This window comes from Flavobacterium sp. GSP6, assembly GCF_003984855.1.
Lineage (GTDB): Bacteria > Bacteroidota > Bacteroidia > Flavobacteriales > Flavobacteriaceae > Flavobacterium.
The window spans coordinates 97,728-115,602 of the sequence record NZ_RYDO01000003.1 but is presented as its reverse complement, the minus strand read 5'-3'; the positions used below and the strand labels follow the sequence as shown (position 1 = coordinate 115,602).

At 32.5% G+C, this 17,875-nt stretch carries 12 protein-coding genes, 1 pseudogene and 1 CRISPR repeat array; of the genes and pseudogenes, 9 read left to right on the top strand and 4 right to left on the bottom strand.

What is annotated here, in order from left to right:
• Positions 1-47 precede the first annotated feature (47 nt).
• From EKM03_RS04430 to cas2, 5 genes are all read left to right on the top strand, one after another.
• Positions 48-1,238, top strand: coding sequence for an aspartate aminotransferase family protein (locus tag EKM03_RS04430; RefSeq protein ID WP_126576858.1), 1,191 nt, complete (start codon positions 48-50; stop codon positions 1,236-1,238).
• Positions 1,239-1,515: 277 nt separating this feature from the next.
• Positions 1,516-2,913 (top strand): tetratricopeptide repeat protein, encoded by a 1,398-nt coding sequence (locus EKM03_RS04425; RefSeq protein ID WP_126460534.1) that lies wholly within the window; start codon positions 1,516-1,518, stop codon positions 2,911-2,913.
• Positions 2,913-3,662, top strand: a complete 750-nt coding sequence (locus EKM03_RS04420) for a shikimate dehydrogenase (RefSeq protein ID WP_126460530.1) — start codon at positions 2,913-2,915, stop codon at positions 3,660-3,662. Before EKM03_RS04425 ends, EKM03_RS04420 begins: the two co-directional genes overlap by 1 nt.
• Before the next feature lie 256 nt (positions 3,663-3,918).
• Positions 3,919-4,833 (top strand): type II CRISPR-associated endonuclease Cas1, encoded by a 915-nt coding sequence (gene cas1 / locus EKM03_RS04415; protein WP_126455229.1) that lies wholly within the window; start codon positions 3,919-3,921, stop codon positions 4,831-4,833.
• Positions 4,809-5,138 carry a CRISPR-associated endonuclease Cas2 gene (gene cas2, locus EKM03_RS04410; RefSeq protein WP_126455227.1) on the top strand — a complete coding sequence of 110 codons (330 nt, stop codon included), beginning with the start codon at positions 4,809-4,811 and terminating at the stop codon, positions 5,136-5,138. Before cas1 ends, cas2 begins: the two co-directional genes overlap by 25 nt.
• Positions 5,139-5,147: 9 nt before the next feature.
• Here cas2 and EKM03_RS04405 read toward each other — a convergent pair whose 3' ends face one another.
• The 4 genes from EKM03_RS04405 to EKM03_RS15180 all read right to left on the bottom strand — a co-directional run bounded on the left by EKM03_RS04405 (position 5,148) and on the right by EKM03_RS15180 (position 13,889).
• Entirely contained in the window at positions 5,148-5,594 is a 447-nt protein-coding gene (locus EKM03_RS04405; RefSeq protein ID WP_233584057.1) for a transposase, read from the bottom strand.
• An 810-nt stretch (positions 5,595-6,404) separates the two neighbouring features.
• Positions 6,405-8,086: direct repeats of the CRISPR family, unit length 36 nt; unit sequence AATATCGTGTTTTCTAATCTTTAATCAAACCACAAC.
• Positions 8,087-8,445: 359 nt separating this feature from the next.
• Positions 8,446-8,685 carry a CopG family transcriptional regulator gene (locus tag EKM03_RS04395; RefSeq protein WP_126561892.1) on the bottom strand — a complete coding sequence of 80 codons (240 nt, stop codon included), beginning with the start codon at positions 8,683-8,685 and terminating at the stop codon, positions 8,446-8,448.
• A gap of 59 nt (positions 8,686-8,744) precedes the next feature.
• On the bottom strand, positions 8,745-13,337 hold the full coding sequence (gene cas9 / locus EKM03_RS04390; RefSeq protein ID WP_126561893.1) for a type II CRISPR RNA-guided endonuclease Cas9: 4,593 nt from the start codon (positions 13,335-13,337) through the stop codon (positions 8,745-8,747).
• Between the two features lie 378 nt (positions 13,338-13,715).
• Positions 13,716-13,889, bottom strand: coding sequence for a hypothetical protein (locus EKM03_RS15180; protein WP_156063269.1), 174 nt, complete (start codon positions 13,887-13,889; stop codon positions 13,716-13,718).
• Between the two features lie 55 nt (positions 13,890-13,944).
• Between EKM03_RS15180 and EKM03_RS04385 the strand changes: the two genes are divergently transcribed.
• From EKM03_RS04385 to EKM03_RS04370, 4 genes and pseudogenes are all read left to right on the top strand, one after another.
• Entirely contained in the window at positions 13,945-15,933 is a 1,989-nt protein-coding gene (locus EKM03_RS04385; protein WP_126739934.1) for a DUF349 domain-containing protein, read from the top strand.
• A 148-nt stretch (positions 15,934-16,081) separates the two neighbouring features.
• The gene (locus tag EKM03_RS04380) at positions 16,082-16,429 is read left to right on the top strand and encodes a hypothetical protein (RefSeq protein WP_126739933.1); all 348 of its coding nucleotides are present in this window, start codon (positions 16,082-16,084) and stop codon (positions 16,427-16,429) included.
• Between the two features lie 115 nt (positions 16,430-16,544).
• Positions 16,545-17,021: a hypothetical protein gene (locus EKM03_RS04375; RefSeq protein WP_126460506.1), complete on the top strand. Its 477-nt coding sequence runs from the start codon at positions 16,545-16,547 to the stop codon at positions 17,019-17,021.
• A gap of 312 nt (positions 17,022-17,333) precedes the next feature.
• Positions 17,334-17,870 (top strand): annotated as a pseudogene (locus EKM03_RS04370) (Crp/Fnr family transcriptional regulator).
• Positions 17,871-17,875: the final 5 nt, after the last annotated feature.

The window sequence follows — 17,875 nt, the reverse complement described above, 5'->3', positions numbered from 1 at the left end:
AATCACCGTTCTGTCAATTTAACAAATAAAAGATTAAACAAATAACCGTGAATCCAGATTTCTTAAAATACCAAGCGCAAACCTCACCATATCCATTGGGCATGGAAGTCTCACATGCTATAGGTTCTTATATTTACGATACGAACGCTAAGAAATACTTGGATTTTGTGGCGGGAGTTTCCGCATGCACATTGGGACACCAACATCCTAGAGTCAATCAAGCCATAAAGGATCAGTTAGACAAATATTCTCATGTTATGGTCTATGGCGAATATTCACAAAGTCCGGCGGTTCAGTATTGCAAATTGTTAGCCTCGCTCCTGCCCGCACCTTTAGATAAAACTTATTTGGTCAATTCAGGAACCGAAGCCATTGAAGGTGCTTTAAAACTAGCTAGAAGAACTACCGGAAGAAGCCAATTGATTTCGTGTCATAACGCATACCATGGCAATACAATGGGTGCTATGAGCGTCATGGGATTTGAAGAACGCAAACAAATTTTTCGTCCATTGATACCTGATGTTGATTTTATTACCTTCAACAACGAAGCCGATTTACAAAAAATAACCACTAAAACGGCTGGAATTATTCTGGAAACCATTCAAGGTGGTGCCGGATTTATTCAGCCAAACGATGATTATCTCAAAAAAGTACGCGAGCGTTGCACAGAAGTGGGCGCAATGATGATTCTCGATGAAATCCAACCAGGCTTTGGGAGAACCGGAAAACTCTTTGGATTCCAAAATTATGATGTTGTTCCTGATATCGTAGTTATGGGAAAAGGAATGGGAGGTGGCATGCCTGTAGGTGCTTTTACGGCTTCATCAGCAATGATGGATTTGTTGAGCGATAATCCAAAACTGGGTCATATCACGACTTTTGGAGGCCACCCTGTCATTGCGTCAGCCTGCTTGGCTACTTTGCAGGAAATTACCGAGACCAATCTCATGGATGAGGCGATAGAGAAAGAAAAGCTATTCAGATCACTTTTGGTACATCCTTTGATACAGGATATAAGAGGAAAAGGATTGATGCTGGCTGCAATGACCCAAAGTGCCGATATAACAAACGAAGTGATTCTTAAATGTCAAGACAAAGGACTCATTTTATTCTGGTTATTATTTGAAGATTGCGCCATAAGAATTACGCCACCGCTTACCATTTCTGAACAAGAGATACGAGAAGGTTGCAGCATCATATTAGAAGTAATGGATGGAATAATGATTGAAGAAAAATGATTAACGATTTTTGATAGCAGAAGTTGTACTATTGGATACATATTGAAATACCTATTCAAAACAATTAAAAAAATTGGGAGCTATTCCTGCTATCCGTTTTAATCTTTTACTTTTTGTCAGCAAAAAGCAAAAGGATTTCCACTCTTATCAGGGCTAGGGCATACGTTTAAACTACCTCTTTTTTTGTTAATTAAATTGTTCACAACAATTCCAACTTTCCCTCGCAGTACACGCACGATTCCCTAAATTTATTTAGGCCAAATTAAAAACACACAGTATGCAATTAAGCAACGAAGAAGAAGACTATAACTTATCATTGTCTAAATTTGAGTCCATGTTGAAAACCAACAAAGTACTCTTTTTTGACTCCGAAGAATTTGAAGAAATTATTCTTCATTACCTCGATATGGGTAAGGCCGCTTTAGCAAAAAAAGCACTCAAACTGGCATTAGAACAGCACCCAAAATCTACCGGACTAAAATTAGTTCAGGTGGAAATGCTAGTTTATGACGACAAACTCGAACTAGCCGAAAAGCTATTGAACGAGTTGTATGCCATTGAACCAACCAATGAAGAAATTTACATTCAAAAAGCCAATATCTGCTCCAAAAGAGACCAACACGAAAAGGCGGTTGAATTATTACAAACCGCGTTAAAATACACAGATGATTATGCTGATGTCTATAATTTAATAGGCATGGAATATCTTTTTATGGACAATCTTGAACTGGCAAAAGAAAGCTTCATCAAGTGTTTAGAAGAAGATCTGGAAGACCAATCCGCTTTGTATAACGTAGTGTATTGTTTTGAATTTTTAGATCAAAACCAAGAAGCGATTACTTATTTAAATAAATACATTGACAAAAATCCATACAGCGAAATTGCCTGGCACCAACTGGGCCGTTTGCATTATGGTGTAAAAGAATATGAAAATGCGATTCGTGCCTTTGATTACGCTACTTTAATTGATGATGAATTCCTTGGTGCTTTCATGGAAAAAGCAAAAGCTTTTGAACGATTAAAAAAATACGAGAAAGCCATAGAAAGTTATAGCAGAACCATTGAATTAGATGATGCAACTTCGTATGCGTTACTTCGAATGGGAAAATGTTATGAAAGATTAGGAAACAAAGCTTTAGCCTTAAAATATTTCAATCAAACAGTGCATGAAGATCCACTCTTAGATAAAGGTTGGATTGCCATCACGGACTTTTACGTACGTCAAAAAAATTACCAAAAAGCATTATTTTATGTCAATAAAGCATTAGCGATTGACAACCAAAATCGCTTATATTGGAAACGCTTTGCGACTATCAATAAGCAAATGAACTTCTTTGAAGAAGCTGAATTTGGATACAGGAAAGCAGTTGAATTTGGCGATACTGAACTTGACACCTGGTTATTCTGGGTGGATATTCTACAATTTTTAGGAGAATTCGAAAGTGCCATTCAAACCTTATTACAAGCTTCAGAATATTTTCCGGAAGAAAATGAAGTTGAATACCGCTTAGCAGGATTGTATTTTATGCTAACAGATAATACAAAAGCAAAATTCCATTTAAGCAATGCCTTACGATTAAATTTTGATAATTACATCCTTTTAGAAGATTTATTTCCAGTAGTTTGGGCCAAAAAAATGGTGCAAAACTACATTGCAAAACATAAAAAAAAATAATGACAGAAACAGTTAGAAAACGTTTTGGGTTACTGGGTCGCAATATTAGTTATTCTTTTTCTAAAGGATATTTTACCGATAAATTTAACAATGAAAATTTTACTGGTTGCACCTATGAAAATTTTGATATTCCAGAAATAACAGCACTTCCAGAGATACTAAAAAACACTTTAAATTTAAAAGGGTTAAGTATAACTATTCCATACAAGGAGACCGTCATTCCGTTTCTGGATAAATTATCTAAAAAAGCGGAATTAATTGGCGCTGTAAATACCATCAAAATTACCAAAAAAGGAACGTTGAAAGGGTATAATACCGATTATTATGGTTTCAAAAAATCATTAGAACCCCTGTTGCAACCGCACCACAAAAAAGCCTTGATTTTAGGCACAGGAGGAGCTTCTAAAGGAGTCGCTTTTGCTTTGGATGAACTGGACATTCCTTATACTTTTGTGTCGAGAGAAGCTAAAGAAAATGCGATTGAGTATAACCGAATCAACGCAACAACATTCGACAATTACCAAATCATCATCAACTCGACTCCAGTAGGAACAAGTCCAAATGTGGATGCGTTTCCATTGATCCCGTATGAGTTTTTCACAGGAAAGCACATTGCATTTGACTTGATTTACAATCCTGCAGAAACACAATTCCTAAAAAAAGCCAAACAGCAAGGAGCACAAATCAAAAATGGTTTGGATATGCTTATTTTTCAAGCAGAGAAAGCGTGGAAGATTTGGAATAAATAACTAAGAAGTTTATTTCTTGTCAAATCGAGCGTAATCAAGATTATTGTTTTAACTCTCGCTTAAACTAAATAATTAGTATTAAAATTTCTTTAGGTCGTCTCGTTTTAAAACAGCATCAAACTGTTTTAAAACGAGACGCTTTTTTTATATCAGCAATTTAAAAGGCAGATTGAGGTTTCCCGTAAAATAACTGATTATTAAATATGTTAATTTGATTGATAATCAAATATTTGCAATTAATTTAACGGCTTAAATTATGATCAAAAGAACAATTCTTATCGAAAATAAATCCTCAATCACGACAAAAAACCAACAGCTAATACTAAAATCAGAAATAAGAGAAAGTACCATTCCAATAGAAGACATTGGTTTTCTGGTACTCGATCATGCTGAAATTTATCTGAGTATTCCTGCTATGAACTTAATTGTAGAAAATAATACTGCTATTATTATTTGTGGTAGCAACCACTTACCCAATGGAATGTTACTCAACCTCAACAGCCATCACATTCAGCAGGAAATATTCAAAAATCAAATCGAAGCTTCAATTCCTCTGAAAAAACAACTATGGCAACAAACTATTATTGAAAAAATTAAAAATCAAGGGGAATTGTTAGCAAAAATAACTGAAAATAAAAATACGTTTGAGTTTCTGGCTAGCAAAGTATTAAGCGGTGACACCACAAATATGGAAGGCGTTGCTGCACAACAATATTGGAAAAATTTTCCGTTACCTAATCATGCAAAAAATGGCATAAAAAGAGAACGTTATGGTGATTATCCCAACAATTTTTTAAACTACGGGTATGCTATTTTAAGAGCCGCTACAGCTAGAGCACTTTCCGGAAGCGGATTATTGAATACACTTGGTATTCATCATAAAAGTAAATACAATGCTTTTGCACTTGCTGATGATATTATGGAACCTTTTCGTCCCATTGTTGACGAAAAAGTTTTTGATATTATGAACCGGTATCAAGAACAAGAACTAAACACCGCAATAAAAGCGGAACTATTACAAATGCTGACACAAACTGTTTATTTCAAAGAAGAAAAAAGCCCTTTAATGGTAGGATTGCAAAAAACGGCTAGTTCGCTCCAGCACTGTTTTACAGGTCACCGAAAAAAAATTAAATATCCTAAATTATGGAACTTAACGGATACCGAATAATGTGGCTGTTCGTATTTTTCGATTTGCCTACTGAAACTAAAAAAGACAAAAGGAATGCCTCTCAGTTTCGAGGAAATCTCTTAAAAGATGGCTTTAGCATGATGCAATTTTCAGTTTATATTAGGCATTGTGCGAGTGGAGAAAGTGCTGATGTTCATGAAAAACGCATTAACCGACTCGTTCCTTCGTTAGGAAAAGTTAGTGTTTTACGTATTACCGACAAACAATTTGGAATGATTATCAACTATTTAGGAAAAGCCAAACAGGAAAATAGTAATGCCCCAACACAGTTGGAATTGTTTTAAACAATAATTTTATTTTTCAAAAAGCGCATCTGTATTCCACCTCTCAGGATTTGTTTCGATATAATTATAAATTCTTTCATAAGACCCATCGTTTCTAATTATATGATCATGAAAAGAACGCTGCCAGGCAAAATCAGACAAACCGGCTAAATGAATTTGTTTTGATGAGGTCGTTTTATAAGCACCAATTAGTTCCGATACTGATTTTATTTTTATTTCACAATCAGATATCAAATTACTATCAATTTCCAAAATTGCGTGGACATGATTCGGCATTACTATAAAAGAATGTAAAAAAACATACGCATACTGATTATCCAACCAATTCCATTGTTTTTGTGCAATAGAACCATATTCATTCCATTCCATATACGGATTCATTGGCTCGTGTACGGACAGGTCGCGACCTGTTCCTGCCGTATTAACATTCCCAAAACAACATTTTCTATCTTGCACACAAATCGTAACGAAATATAAATTATTTTGCGACTAATCATATCCCAGCATTCTATTTCGCTTTCTATTTTTCATTATTTTTTCTTTTTCATAATTAGTACGGACAGGTCGCGACCTGTCCCTGCCCTATTCCTGCCCTATTCACATTCCCAAAACAACATTTCCTATCCTACACACAAATCGTAAAAAAATATAAATTATTTTGTGACTAATCTCTAACGTACGGACAGGTCGCGACCTGTCCCTGCCCTATTCCTGCCCTATTCACATTCTCAAAACAACATTTCCTATCTTGCACACAAATCGTAACGAAATATAAATTATTTTGTGACTAATCTCTAACGTACGGACAGGTCGCGACCTGTCCCTGCCCTATTCACATTCCCTAAACAACATTTCCTATCCTACACACAAATCGTAAAAAAATATAAATTATTTTGCGACTAATCTCTAACGTACGGACAGGTCGCGACCTGTCCCTGCCCTATTCCTGCCCTATTCACATTCCCTAAACAACATTTCCTACCCTACACACAAATCGTAAAAAAATATAAATTATTTTGCGGATAATCCCCAATACCTATTGCATTTGGATAACGTACGGACAGGTCGCGACCTGTCCCTGCAGATTGCACTAAAAATTAATCATTGAATCTTGCCTCTTACTATGATTCTACTACCATTTATCGAATTTTTATTGATAGAAATAAAAAAATGCCTCAATATTGGGATATCAATCCAAAAAAGAGGCATTTTTTTATACGACATTCACCCATATTCCTTTGATAATTAGAAGGTAACAAGCCAACTAATATCGTGTTTTCTAATCTTTAATCAAACCACAACGAAAATACTCAGACGCTTATGATGACAGCCAATATCGTGTTTTCTAATCTTTAATCAAACCACAACCAGAACGTGTACTGGTAACATATAACGACTAATATCGTGTTTTCTAATCTTTAATCAAACCACAACATGTAGTATATAAAATAGATGCGGAATCAGAATATCGTGTTTTCTAATCTTTAATCAAACCACAACAAATGTGAATAAATCGTTCGCTGAGATATTAATATCGTGTTTTCTAATCTTTAATCAAACCACAACGAAAAATCTAAACCTGAAGTGCCTTCAATAAATATCGTGTTTTCTAATCTTTAATCAAACCACAACCCGAACGGCATTCGACATCGGCGTGTCTTTAATATCGTGTTTTCTAATCTTTAATCAAACCACAACAACGGTAGCAAGCTGATGGAAAGAGTTTACAATATCGTGTTTTCTAATCTTTAATCAAACCACAACAACGTTTAAAGCTACAGCTGTAGAAGAAACAATATCGTGTTTTCTAATCTTTAATCAAACCACAACTTGTGGCCGAGAATGGTCCTGAAATGGTTAAATATCGTGTTTTCTAATCTTTAATCAAACCACAACTTGGTAATCGTTACGGCCTATGACAATATCAATATCGTGTTTTCTAATCTTTAATCAAACCACAACCGATATCGGTTTTCAATCCGGTAATGTAAGAATATCGTGTTTTCTAATCTTTAATCAAACCACAACCCCCTTGCCCCCTATAATATAAAAACATCAATATCGTGTTTTCTAATCTTTAATCAAACCACAACGCTTTAGCGATACCAATTCGCCCACCTTGAATATCGTGTTTTCTAATCTTTAATCAAACCACAACAATAAAATATGTTCCTAATTAGTCAAAAAAAATATCGTGTTTTCTAATCTTTAATCAAACCACAACCCATAGAATCGTCCGTACTAAAAGAACGCCAATATCGTGTTTTCTAATCTTTAATCAAACCACAACGTACAATTCAGTGAACATTGTGTTCACATTAATATCGTGTTTTCTAATCTTTAATCAAACCACAACAAACTTGTTGTACTGTATGTTATATTTGAAAATATCGTGTTTTCTAATCTTTAATCAAACCACAACTCCACAATATATTTGATAACATATTTGAAAATATCGTGTTTTCTAATCTTTAATCAAACCACAACGACACTTTTATAACTGCTTCACAAGCGGCAAATATCGTGTTTTCTAATCTTTAATCAAACCACAACGGCTTCTTCAACTATAATTGCATTGCGAAAAATATCGTGTTTTCTAATCTTTAATCAAACCACAACGGATACTGATCAATCATTTCAGCTAGTTTAATATCGTGTTTTCTAATCTTTAATCAAACCACAACATCTTCCCAATCGTCATCAGCGTCCATTTGAATATCGTGTTTTCTAATCTTTAATCAAACCACAACCGCCTAATGCTGCAAAAACCCCTAAGCCAAAATATCGTGTTTTCTAATCTTTAATCAAACCACAACCCTAATATGCTTTTTTGATACCTGTAAGGTAATATCGTGTTTTCTAATCTTTAATCAAACCACAACATCAGCCAATGCTTTAATTTCGGAATTGAAAATATCGTGTTTTCTAATCTTTAATCAAACCACAACTGAAAGCTACTGCATCCCTGCTGGGCGGATGCCATACCTTTCAGTTGTGGTTTGGCTGTTTAAGACAATGAAAAACTGTATGTCAAAGAACCTTTAAAAATCTTGTCTTCCTATAATTGCCATTATTTCTATTTCATTGGCATTAATTTTATAAAAATAGTATCCACTCCACAAATACAATATCTATAACCTTGACGAAAACGAATAGCTTCAGGAAATAGATATGGATTTGATGCGATTTTTGAAAAGCAATCAAAAAACATTTCATAATATTTATTAACTTGAAGAAATCCGAAACGACCAATTCCATATTCAAAAATTCGAGTCAAATCTTCCCTGCTTGTATATTAAGTTTATAACTAAACATTTAGTTTTTTCTTAATTTCTGCTAATAATTCCTCTTTTGTTTTGGTGCTAAATCCGCTTTTTTCAGCTCTATCTAACTTCATTCGAACAAATTCAACATACTCATCTCGATCACGAGCTTGCTTGATTAAATAATTTACCGCTTCACTTTTGCTGGTAAATTCTTCGTTGGCAACTTGTTGTTTTAACCATTCATCGTTTTGATTGGCTAAAGTGATACTTTGTCGTGCCATAATACTAGTTGTTTAATTGGTGTAAATTTATACCAAATTTTTGAAGTTGAATTAAAATTTTACTTACTGTTCAAATCCACAAAATCCTTACTAAAACCAACATCAATCTTACCTAAAGTATCAAGACACACAGGAATAATTCTCAAGGTTGAAGGACTTCTCCTTAAAACAACTTGAGAATTATTCGATAAATCACTTTCTGATTTAATTGCTGGAGCTGAATCAACACTTCCCCCCGCATAATTATGTCTTACTAAAACAATTATCCCATTTTCATCAAACTTAACTATTTTAAAAAGTCTGCTTTGTAAATCAAAAATATCTTTCCAATTAATTTCATCATTTGGTTTCAAATCAAACACAAGAAACATATCATCTTGATGTAATTGCAATATGGAGTTATTACTCTCTTTTTCAAATATATTATTTACAATATTATGATGATTAATCACTTTATATTCTCTATTTTTAAACTTTCCTTTATCATTAGGAACCAAATCTCCATATATTCTTGCCTCATAATTAGTATATGATTCTTTATCAAAATAATAATCGTGCTTGTGATCGAATTTATTATCATCAGTTTGTTTTCTATCAATTTCTCTAATTTTTTTATAATCTTTCAAATTTGATTTTGAGGACTTCAATCTAATTCTTTTAAGAATCATTTTTGAAATATCTTTGCCACTTTTCTCGTCTTTATATTCTGGTAGAACGATTACACCTTCGCTTTCTTTCAAAAGAGTTTCAAGACCTTTACTTCGAATTAAATTATTGACTTCTTTTACTATCTTATTTTTAAAAAGACCAATTTTAGCTTCATCTAAATTTTCTATAACAGAACCTTTAAAAACAACATCAATTAAAGAATTTGAATCAAAAAAATCAATCTCAACATCATCCCTTACAATGCTTCTTTTTATCAAAGACTCATTCTTCTTATCCTTTTTTAATTTCTCATAAAGCCTAAAAACAACTATCTTTTTCAACTCGATTTGTTTTTCAACAACTTCATCTCTATCATCAGCTTGAATTTCCATAAGTTTTTCCCAACCTTTTAAATCAGCATAAGTCAATAATCTCTTTTTAATTCCTTCATCAATGATATTTTCAATATCACTACCTACTATACTTGTAATTGGTTTTCGTTGAGCAAAAATCAGCTCATCATTTTTCTTAATATGTGCATACGGATTCTGACTATTTAGCCTTCCTCTTAAATTTAATTTTTGAACATTCTCATTTTGAGCATTTATCAGTAATGGTTTTATTCTGTCGGTTTGTTTATGATAAACCAAAACTTCTTTATGCAAGTTTTTCAATCTCTCAACGAAATTATTCATTGGCTCTTTTGCGTGAATTCTTGGATTATCATTGCCTCTGAAATAATCATTCTCGTATTTATGATAAAGTTCCGAAATTTTATTAGCCGTACCTTTTTCTACACAAGCTACCACTATTGCATCAATACAATGATGAATATGATTACTTCTGTCTTTAGATTCCTCTTCCCCTTGCAGCCCCCATATCTTCCTCAAAGTATCTGTTATCTTCCCGTTGACCACATTTACTTTATTGAAATACGAATTCAAATAAGCTCTTGCATATTTTGTAATTATTCGGGTATCAACCAAATTCGCATTTGTAAACTGATTATTTATTTCTTCTATTTCAAAATTTCTGTATTTCTCTCTTAAATAATCCAGCTTCATTTTTGTATAATGAGCCTTGGTCATTACCTCTTCGTGTGCGACTGCATCAGTTATCGCTTTTGCCGCATTTTTAAATTTCTTGTATTCAAATTTCAAATCGTTTAAAGAAACAGTCCAAGTCACTTCTTCACCCTTAATAGTATACGATTTTAAGTAGGTATCGCGATTTTGCAAAATTGATTCTGCATCAATTGTTTTGCCGTTAAAATCAACTTTCAACAAAGCGGGTAAAGTTGCTTTTTTATAATTTCTATTAAAATCATAATTGACTAACGTTTTGTTTTTCAAAGAATTATCATTAAACTTACTTCTTGGTATTGTATGCTCAATATCATAAGTTGTTTTGTTTCCCAAGAAATCCGTAACACAAATTTCTTTACCAGAAGTGTACAAACATTTGTGATTTTGTTCTTTGTATAATATATATTTTGCAATTTCAGTTGAAGTCGGAATAACTTCACTTCGTTTTTCAACTGCATTTAATCCTATGATTTTATTTTTCGCCCAAGTTCTAATGAATTCTTGTTCTTTCTGCCAAAGTGTCAAAGCTCTTCTATAACTTGCACTATTGATTTCCCCCGCAACTTCAAGATTCACTTCGGTTTCTTTATCGACTAATCCTTTTCTAATTAATTCATTACACAATCTTTTTACTTGGTGCATTGCTCTATCGAAAACAGGATTTTTTATTGATGAGATTTCAGGATTCCCAAGTTTTTTATCAGCCTTGGAATAAGCTTCCATCGCAGAAGGATGATACAATTTACTTACATTAATTTTATCATTTATAAAAACAGTACTTAATCCATCATAAATAAATTCAGGAATAGTTTTTGAAGACAAATAGATGATTTCCTTTGGAGATTTGTCACAAGCTGCATTATAAAATAATCCCCAACAAGTTTTTGTTATTTCAGAAATAACTTCTTTCTCCATAATTCCCAATTGAACTTCCCCAATCCAGTTTGCTATTTCATAATCTAAACCTTTTTTATATGCTTCAATACTAAATTGATTATTGCCCAAAGAATTCTCTTTGTCGCCTTTAAATTTGCTTATGTAATTATTTACAATTCCTTTATTTTGCTTTTCAATCCCAAAATTATCTAAAGCTTCTTTGATTATTTCTGCTATTTGCTTTTGTTCAGTATCTGAAATTTTACGCCCTAAAACTTCTGTAACATTAGCCAAGAAAACTGCATTAGTATATATCTCTCCTTTTTCTAAAAAAGGAATTATTTTTTTAATGGCAGATTTACTCAAACTTCCATATCCTTTAACTAACTTAATTTTTACAAAGTTTTCAATCTTATCATCAAGTTTTAAATGCTTTTTAGCAAATTCTGTTCGTACTGTTTTTTTATCTTTTGAACCAAAAGTATCCATTTGCAAACAATGCCAAATATCTTCAATACTTAATTGTTTTTTACCCTTCTCATGTCCATAACCCGTATTTAACAACTGCATATTATTGTATGCTTCTTCTCCAATCACTTTCTTTAATGATGCAATTGTAGGACAAGCTGAAAACTTCTTATCCATTGGAAAATTAAAACAAATAACAGCAACGGATTCAGTTTCTACTTTTTTTCCTTTTAAATAAACTTCTTCTGGTCGTTTTATATAACCATAAGACTGTCCTTCGCTTAATTTATTAGCAATTTTCCCAAATTCAAAATCTGTTATTTGTAAAAATTCGTTTTTAATTAAATCCTTTTCTTCCTTGTTCAGAAAATATAACTTACCCTCCGATTCTCTTTTTATTTTTATTCTATTTATTGATTCCCACATTCTAAATTCCTCAAATAATGGATGCGAAGTGGCTATACGTTTTCTTTTTGGTTCTAACGTACAATTTGCGACTAATCCTTTTTGACTTTTCAAAGGTCTTTGATAGAAGATTGCATTTTGTAATTTGTCTTTAAAATCGCCAGTAATATTTTGGATTTTACAGATATAATTGAATTCAGCTAAATAGTGTTCTTCTCTATGTGTATATCTACCTCTAATTTTGTTTATTAATCCTGATTTTTTGTTTACAGTATTATAAATTGAATAAAAATAGCATCCCATCGTTGGAAAAACTTCCCCAGTTGGAATACCTTCTTTAGTTGAAAATCCTTTAATCTCATTTGATAATTCTCCAATACTCGACATCACTTTACCCAAATTTTCAGGTTTATTAAATTCGGTATTGACAAACGATTTTATATTTTCAAAAACAATTTCTTTTTTAAGTTCCTTGCCTATTTTAGTATTCAGGCTTTTAACCTTTACATCTGATTTATATTGGTCAAAAATAACTTCAAGTCCAGTTTTAAAGGATACTGAATCAAAAGTATTTTCTAATAAATTTAAAATAGCAGATTTAAATAAATCAATTTTATCATCAGATTGATCCTCTTCTGAATTTGATAAATACCCTCTTCTTTGTGATAAATGATAAAAAGCTCTGCCTAGTTGCAATTTACCATTTTCAGTGTCCATCATTCCTTCCTTAGTAGCTGCTAAATCGCGTAAATAATAAGGTTGTTTTAATTTTTCGGTTTGACTATTTCCATTCTTTTTCCCTGTACGTTGCCACTCAATAAACTTATCATTCCCGCAAGGATAAATTTTCTTGTTTTTCCATCTATTCAATTCACCAGCTGTAAATTTGGGACACAATAGAAATTCATTTAAGACCTTTAAAGTTGATATTTTTCGCAATCTTATTCTATCAATTCTTCTCCTTGCTCCTCTAAAACCTCTTCGCTCTGACGCTTTAGAATTCTCATTTGCATCAACACTCTTAGAAAAAATATAACTTCCTTTAGAAGGAATTAATTCTCCATTCCTGTCTTCTTGTTTTTTAAAATCATAAACTCCATCTTGTTTTTCTACAACCGTCCAACCAATACTATTTGTTCCTATATCTAATCCAAGTCTTATTTTTTCCATTTTTATGTTTTTTTCAATTTATTGATTACATTTGTTTTAATCAAATCACAATAAGGTCCTTGTTTTCAAGTGAACCGTGGGATTGAACCGAAAGGTGACCTAATCAGAGCCTCCAATTTATTGGAGGTTCGTTGTTTTTATACAATTCCTAATATTTTTGCCGTAACAATCTGTATTTTGTAAGAATTTTTAAAGCTACGGAGAAAATAATTACCTGCTTTACGGTTTCCCTCATTGCAACCTAATTATTTTATATGTATATTTACAACTGATTAAAATTTCTAATCTTTAATCTTATCACAATAAGGCTATATGCCGTAGATGAAAATCTTTAGTCCTGCTTCGGTGGGACTTTTTTTTTGAAAACAATTCATAATTTTAACCCAAATCCCTAGCCCTGATGGAAGCGGCATCTCCCAATTTAGAAAAACAAGGCTTTTCAGCCGTAGTTTTTATTAATTGGGAATACAGCGGACAGCAGGAAATAGCTCCAAAAAAAAAGCCATTTAACCTAAAATGACTATAAATTAAGTTTTTGTTTTGTATTTTCATACTGCTTTAGTATCTTTCGAGTTGAATCTATTTAGAAACCTTACACATTGAAAAAATGTTAGAAGAAAAGAATGATAACCTGCCTGAAGCAGACGGAAAATTAGACAAAAATACTATTGAATCTAATTCATTAGAATCAAACGTTTTAGCAACTCACGCCACTGATCCAACAAATGAACCCGAAGCTGCTGTTCCCGCCGAAGAGAATGTAATAGCGCCAGAAACAGCAAATACAACTGCGCTTCATGCCATTACACAAACAAATGCAGCTGAAAGTGAAGACGAAACACTCAAAGAAAGTCACGATATTCCGATGCAGGATTATGATACCTTATCACTTGAAGTATTGGTCAACGAACTGAAAAATTTAGTTTCCAGCGACAAAATTTTGACTTTTAAGCAGCATATTGAAGAAATTAAAAAAGCATTTTTAGCTAAATACAACCACCTCCTCGAAGAGAAAAAAGAAGAATTTCTAACAGAAAATCAAGACCCTAACGAAGAATTTCAATATCATTCTCCGTTGAAATCTCAATTTGATACTTATTACTCTCTTTTTAGAGATACTAAAAATACCCATTTCAAGAGCTTGCAAACGAATCTAAAAACAAATTTAGAAAATCGTTTGGCCATTGTTGAGGAATTAAAAGAGTTGATTAACCCTCAGGAAAACATCAAAGACACCTTAAAACATTTTAATGATTTAAGAGAACGATGGAAAACTGCCGGGCCAATTCCGAAGGACAAATACAACCACGTGTGGAATAACTTCCATTTTCATGTGGAAAATTTCTATGATTATCTGCATTTAGACCGGGAAGCGAGAGATTTGGATTTCAAACACAACTTAGAACAAAAACAAAAAATTGTAGCGCGTGTTGAAGAATTGGTTACTGAAGCTGATATTAACAAAGCCTTCAGAGAACTACAGGATTTACATCGAATCTGGAAGGAGGATATTGGACCGGTATCTAGAGAACATCGAGATGATATTTGGAATAAATTCAGTGATTTGACCAAGCAAATGCATGATAAACGAGAAGTTTTATTCGAAAATCAAAGAGGAACTGAACAAGAGAATTTAGAAAAGAAAAAAGAAATTATTGCTCAAATTGAAGTTTTGGCGACCGAGAAAGTGAATGCACATTCTCAATGGCTGGCTCAAATAGAAAAGGTAGAAGCCTTGAGAACTGCTTTCTTCTCTGCCGGAAAAGTGCCATCAGAGGTAAATGAGGATACTTGGGCCAGTTTTAAAACTGCTGTAAGAAATTTCAATTCTTTCAAAAATTCATTTTATAAAGACATTAAGAAAGACCAAAACGACAATTTAAGCAAGAAAACAGCTCTTGTAGCTAAAGCTAAAGAATTGCAGGAAAGCACTGATTTTGATGCTACAACTCCTATCATGAAACAAATTCAGGATGAATGGAAACAAATAGGGCATGTACCAAGAAAATATTCGGATAAAATATGGAAAGAGTTTAAGGATGCCTGCAATCATTATTTTGACAAATTAAAAGAGCAAAAAAATGAGGAAAACGGGGAAGAAGTAGCCGCTTTTGATGCTAAAAAAACCTACCTGGAAACCTTAAGAGAGTTCCAATTGATCGGAGACCATAAAACAGATTTAGACTCCATAAAATTGCATATTGAAACCTGGAAAAACTTTGGTAAAGTACCGTTCACAAGAAGACATATTGAGGGAAAATTTAACAAAATACTGGATGTCCTTTTTGAAAAATTAAGTTTGAGTAAAAAAGATACTGATATGTTGCGTTTCTCAAACAGAATGGATCATTTGTCAGAAAGCCATGATACGCGCAAATTAGATAATGAAAAGATTTTTGTAATGCGTAAAATTGATGAAGTTCAAAATGAAATTTTTCAATTGGAAAATAACATTCAGTTTTTTACCAATACCCGAAATGCAAAAAAAGAAAATTCCATCGTATTAGAAGTTCGTAAAAACATTGCTATTCATAAAGAGAGTCTTGATGTTTGGAAAGAAAAACTCAAACAATTACGAAACTTAAAAACCGAATAAATTTCAGCACATACTGGTGATCAAAACCTCGAGAATAAACTGCTCGAGGTTTTTTTATGGGGAGACACGACTTAGCTGATTTTAACATTTAACGTTCATTTATTAAAAAAAATTTCATAAAGTCAGTCTCATTTTTTATGTTTACAAAATGAAATGGATTCAGAAAACTGTTGTTTTTATTGGCTTTTCAATAGCTCTGTTATTTGCTTTTAATGCAAATGCTATTTCATTGGATTCAATTCAAACAGAAAAGTCACATTCATTCTTTTCTGCTGACAGCATTCATTCTTCAGCTTTTATTCAACCACAGGTACATACTGTATTTGCTTTACATGATCGTTCTATTGATCCTAACGTTAGTAATTTTTACGAAAATTACTTGGTAGCTGTTCCAAATTTTAAAGCCTCTAAGTACATTATTCATTTTGCAAAACAAGACATCAACCGTTGTGAAATGGTTTCGCTCTTACTCTTTCCTTTTCATTTTTTCTGGTAATTTAAAGCACTGAAACCCTAATTAGAAGATATATTTATCTTCTATTTTGAATTGATTCCTTTTTAGTTTTCAGTTCAATTAATCCTGCATTATAAATCTAAAAAAAATAAAAAAAATGGATACATCCGTAACTATAATTGGCCTGGTACTAACGTTAATAATCGCCATCCCCATTTTCTATTCCATTCGGTATAGTTCACTAAATAAAACAAAAATTAAATCAATAAAACAGAAATTCAGTCAAAACAATCGCTTTAATTTTGAGTTAATGGAAACACAAAACAAAAAAGTATTGGCTTTAGACCAAAAAAACAAAGGGTTTCTTTTGATGGATTTTAATGCTAAAGAAGAAGTTGTTTCTTTTGTAGATTTAAATACAATTCAGTCCTGTAAACTGATTCCAACAACGGAGAATAACAGCGATACGATAGTAAAAATTGAATTTCAATTTCACTACAAAGAGGGTAAAAAAACAGACACCATTCCATTTTACACAATTGAGAATGATCAAATAGGTCAGGTTTGTTTGCATGAAGATCATCAAATAGCTAAAAAATGGATAAAAATGATTCAGGATTGCATTACTATTTAAAGAACAAATTTCTTTGTGAAGAGGCTTTTGAAGCCTCTTTTTTTTGTAAAAGTTTTTTTCAATATGATAATTGTCATTTTAATATGTGAGCAGTCGCTTTACTTTTGACTAACTATAAATGATTTTGCCATGAAAAATTCCTTAATACAAAAATACAATGTTTCGGAACCAAAATACACCAGTTATCCTAATTAGGATGAAATGGATTTTTCAGAAGAAATTTTGAAGAAATTTTGAAGAAATCTTTCACAGAGAGCAATCGTTCTGAAGGTATCAGTTTGTATATCCATTTGCCTTTTAACACCAAAGAATATGAGCAAATGCGAACAACGTTTCGTCAGATAATTTAGCTCTTTAAAAACCTTAACAAAAGACGAATTACTAAAACTTTCTTATTGTAAAACCTCCCATAGTAGTAAAAAAGGAGCGGTTACATTTGAAGAGGGAGAGAATGTAAATGGTATTTACTGTCTAAAAGATGGTATTTGTATTCCAAAATCAGAAGTGATGGGATGCTTTGGCAAGAACAATCAGTTTTCTATGAACGTTATGAAAACTATTTGTGGTGACTTAAAGGAAGCCGATGATCACATGGTGAATTTGGCCCAAAAAACAGTCAAAGAAAGACTAGCCGAAACACTGCTTTATCTAAATGATACTTTTGGAAAAAATAAGGATAACTCCTTAAAAATACAACTTTCAAGAGATGAATTAGCCAGTATAATTAGCACTGCCACTGAAAGTTGCATCCGTTTACTATCTGATTTTAAAAAATTAGGCTTGATTGAATTAACAGCCAAAAAAATTATTTTAAAAGATATCAATGCGCTAAAAAAATTAGCAGAATAGCTCCA

What these genes read in the sequence shown, in the direction of transcription:
- cas9 (WP_126561893.1), bottom strand. Translation starts at nt 13,337, where the DNA reads ATGGAAAAAATAAGACTTGGATTAGATATAGGAACAAATAGTATTGGT.
- EKM03_RS04380 (WP_126739933.1), top strand. Translation starts at nt 16,082, where the DNA reads ATGAAATGGATTCAGAAAACTGTTGTTTTTATTGGCTTTTCAATAGCT.
- EKM03_RS04375 (WP_126460506.1), top strand. Translation starts at nt 16,545, where the DNA reads ATGGATACATCCGTAACTATAATTGGCCTGGTACTAACGTTAATAATC.
- EKM03_RS04425 (WP_126460534.1), top strand. Translation starts at nt 1,516, where the DNA reads ATGCAATTAAGCAACGAAGAAGAAGACTATAACTTATCATTGTCTAAA.
- cas1 (WP_126455229.1), top strand. Translation starts at nt 3,919, where the DNA reads ATGATCAAAAGAACAATTCTTATCGAAAATAAATCCTCAATCACGACA.
- EKM03_RS15180 (WP_156063269.1), bottom strand. Translation starts at nt 13,889, where the DNA reads ATGAAAATACAAAACAAAAACTTAATTTATAGTCATTTTAGGTTAAAT.
- EKM03_RS04385 (WP_126739934.1), top strand. Translation starts at nt 13,945, where the DNA reads ATGTTAGAAGAAAAGAATGATAACCTGCCTGAAGCAGACGGAAAATTA.
- EKM03_RS04420 (WP_126460530.1), top strand. Translation starts at nt 2,913, where the DNA reads ATGACAGAAACAGTTAGAAAACGTTTTGGGTTACTGGGTCGCAATATT.
- EKM03_RS04395 (WP_126561892.1), bottom strand. Translation starts at nt 8,685, where the DNA reads ATGGCACGACAAAGTATCACTTTAGCCAATCAAAACGATGAATGGTTA.
- cas2 (WP_126455227.1), top strand. Translation starts at nt 4,809, where the DNA reads ATGGAACTTAACGGATACCGAATAATGTGGCTGTTCGTATTTTTCGAT.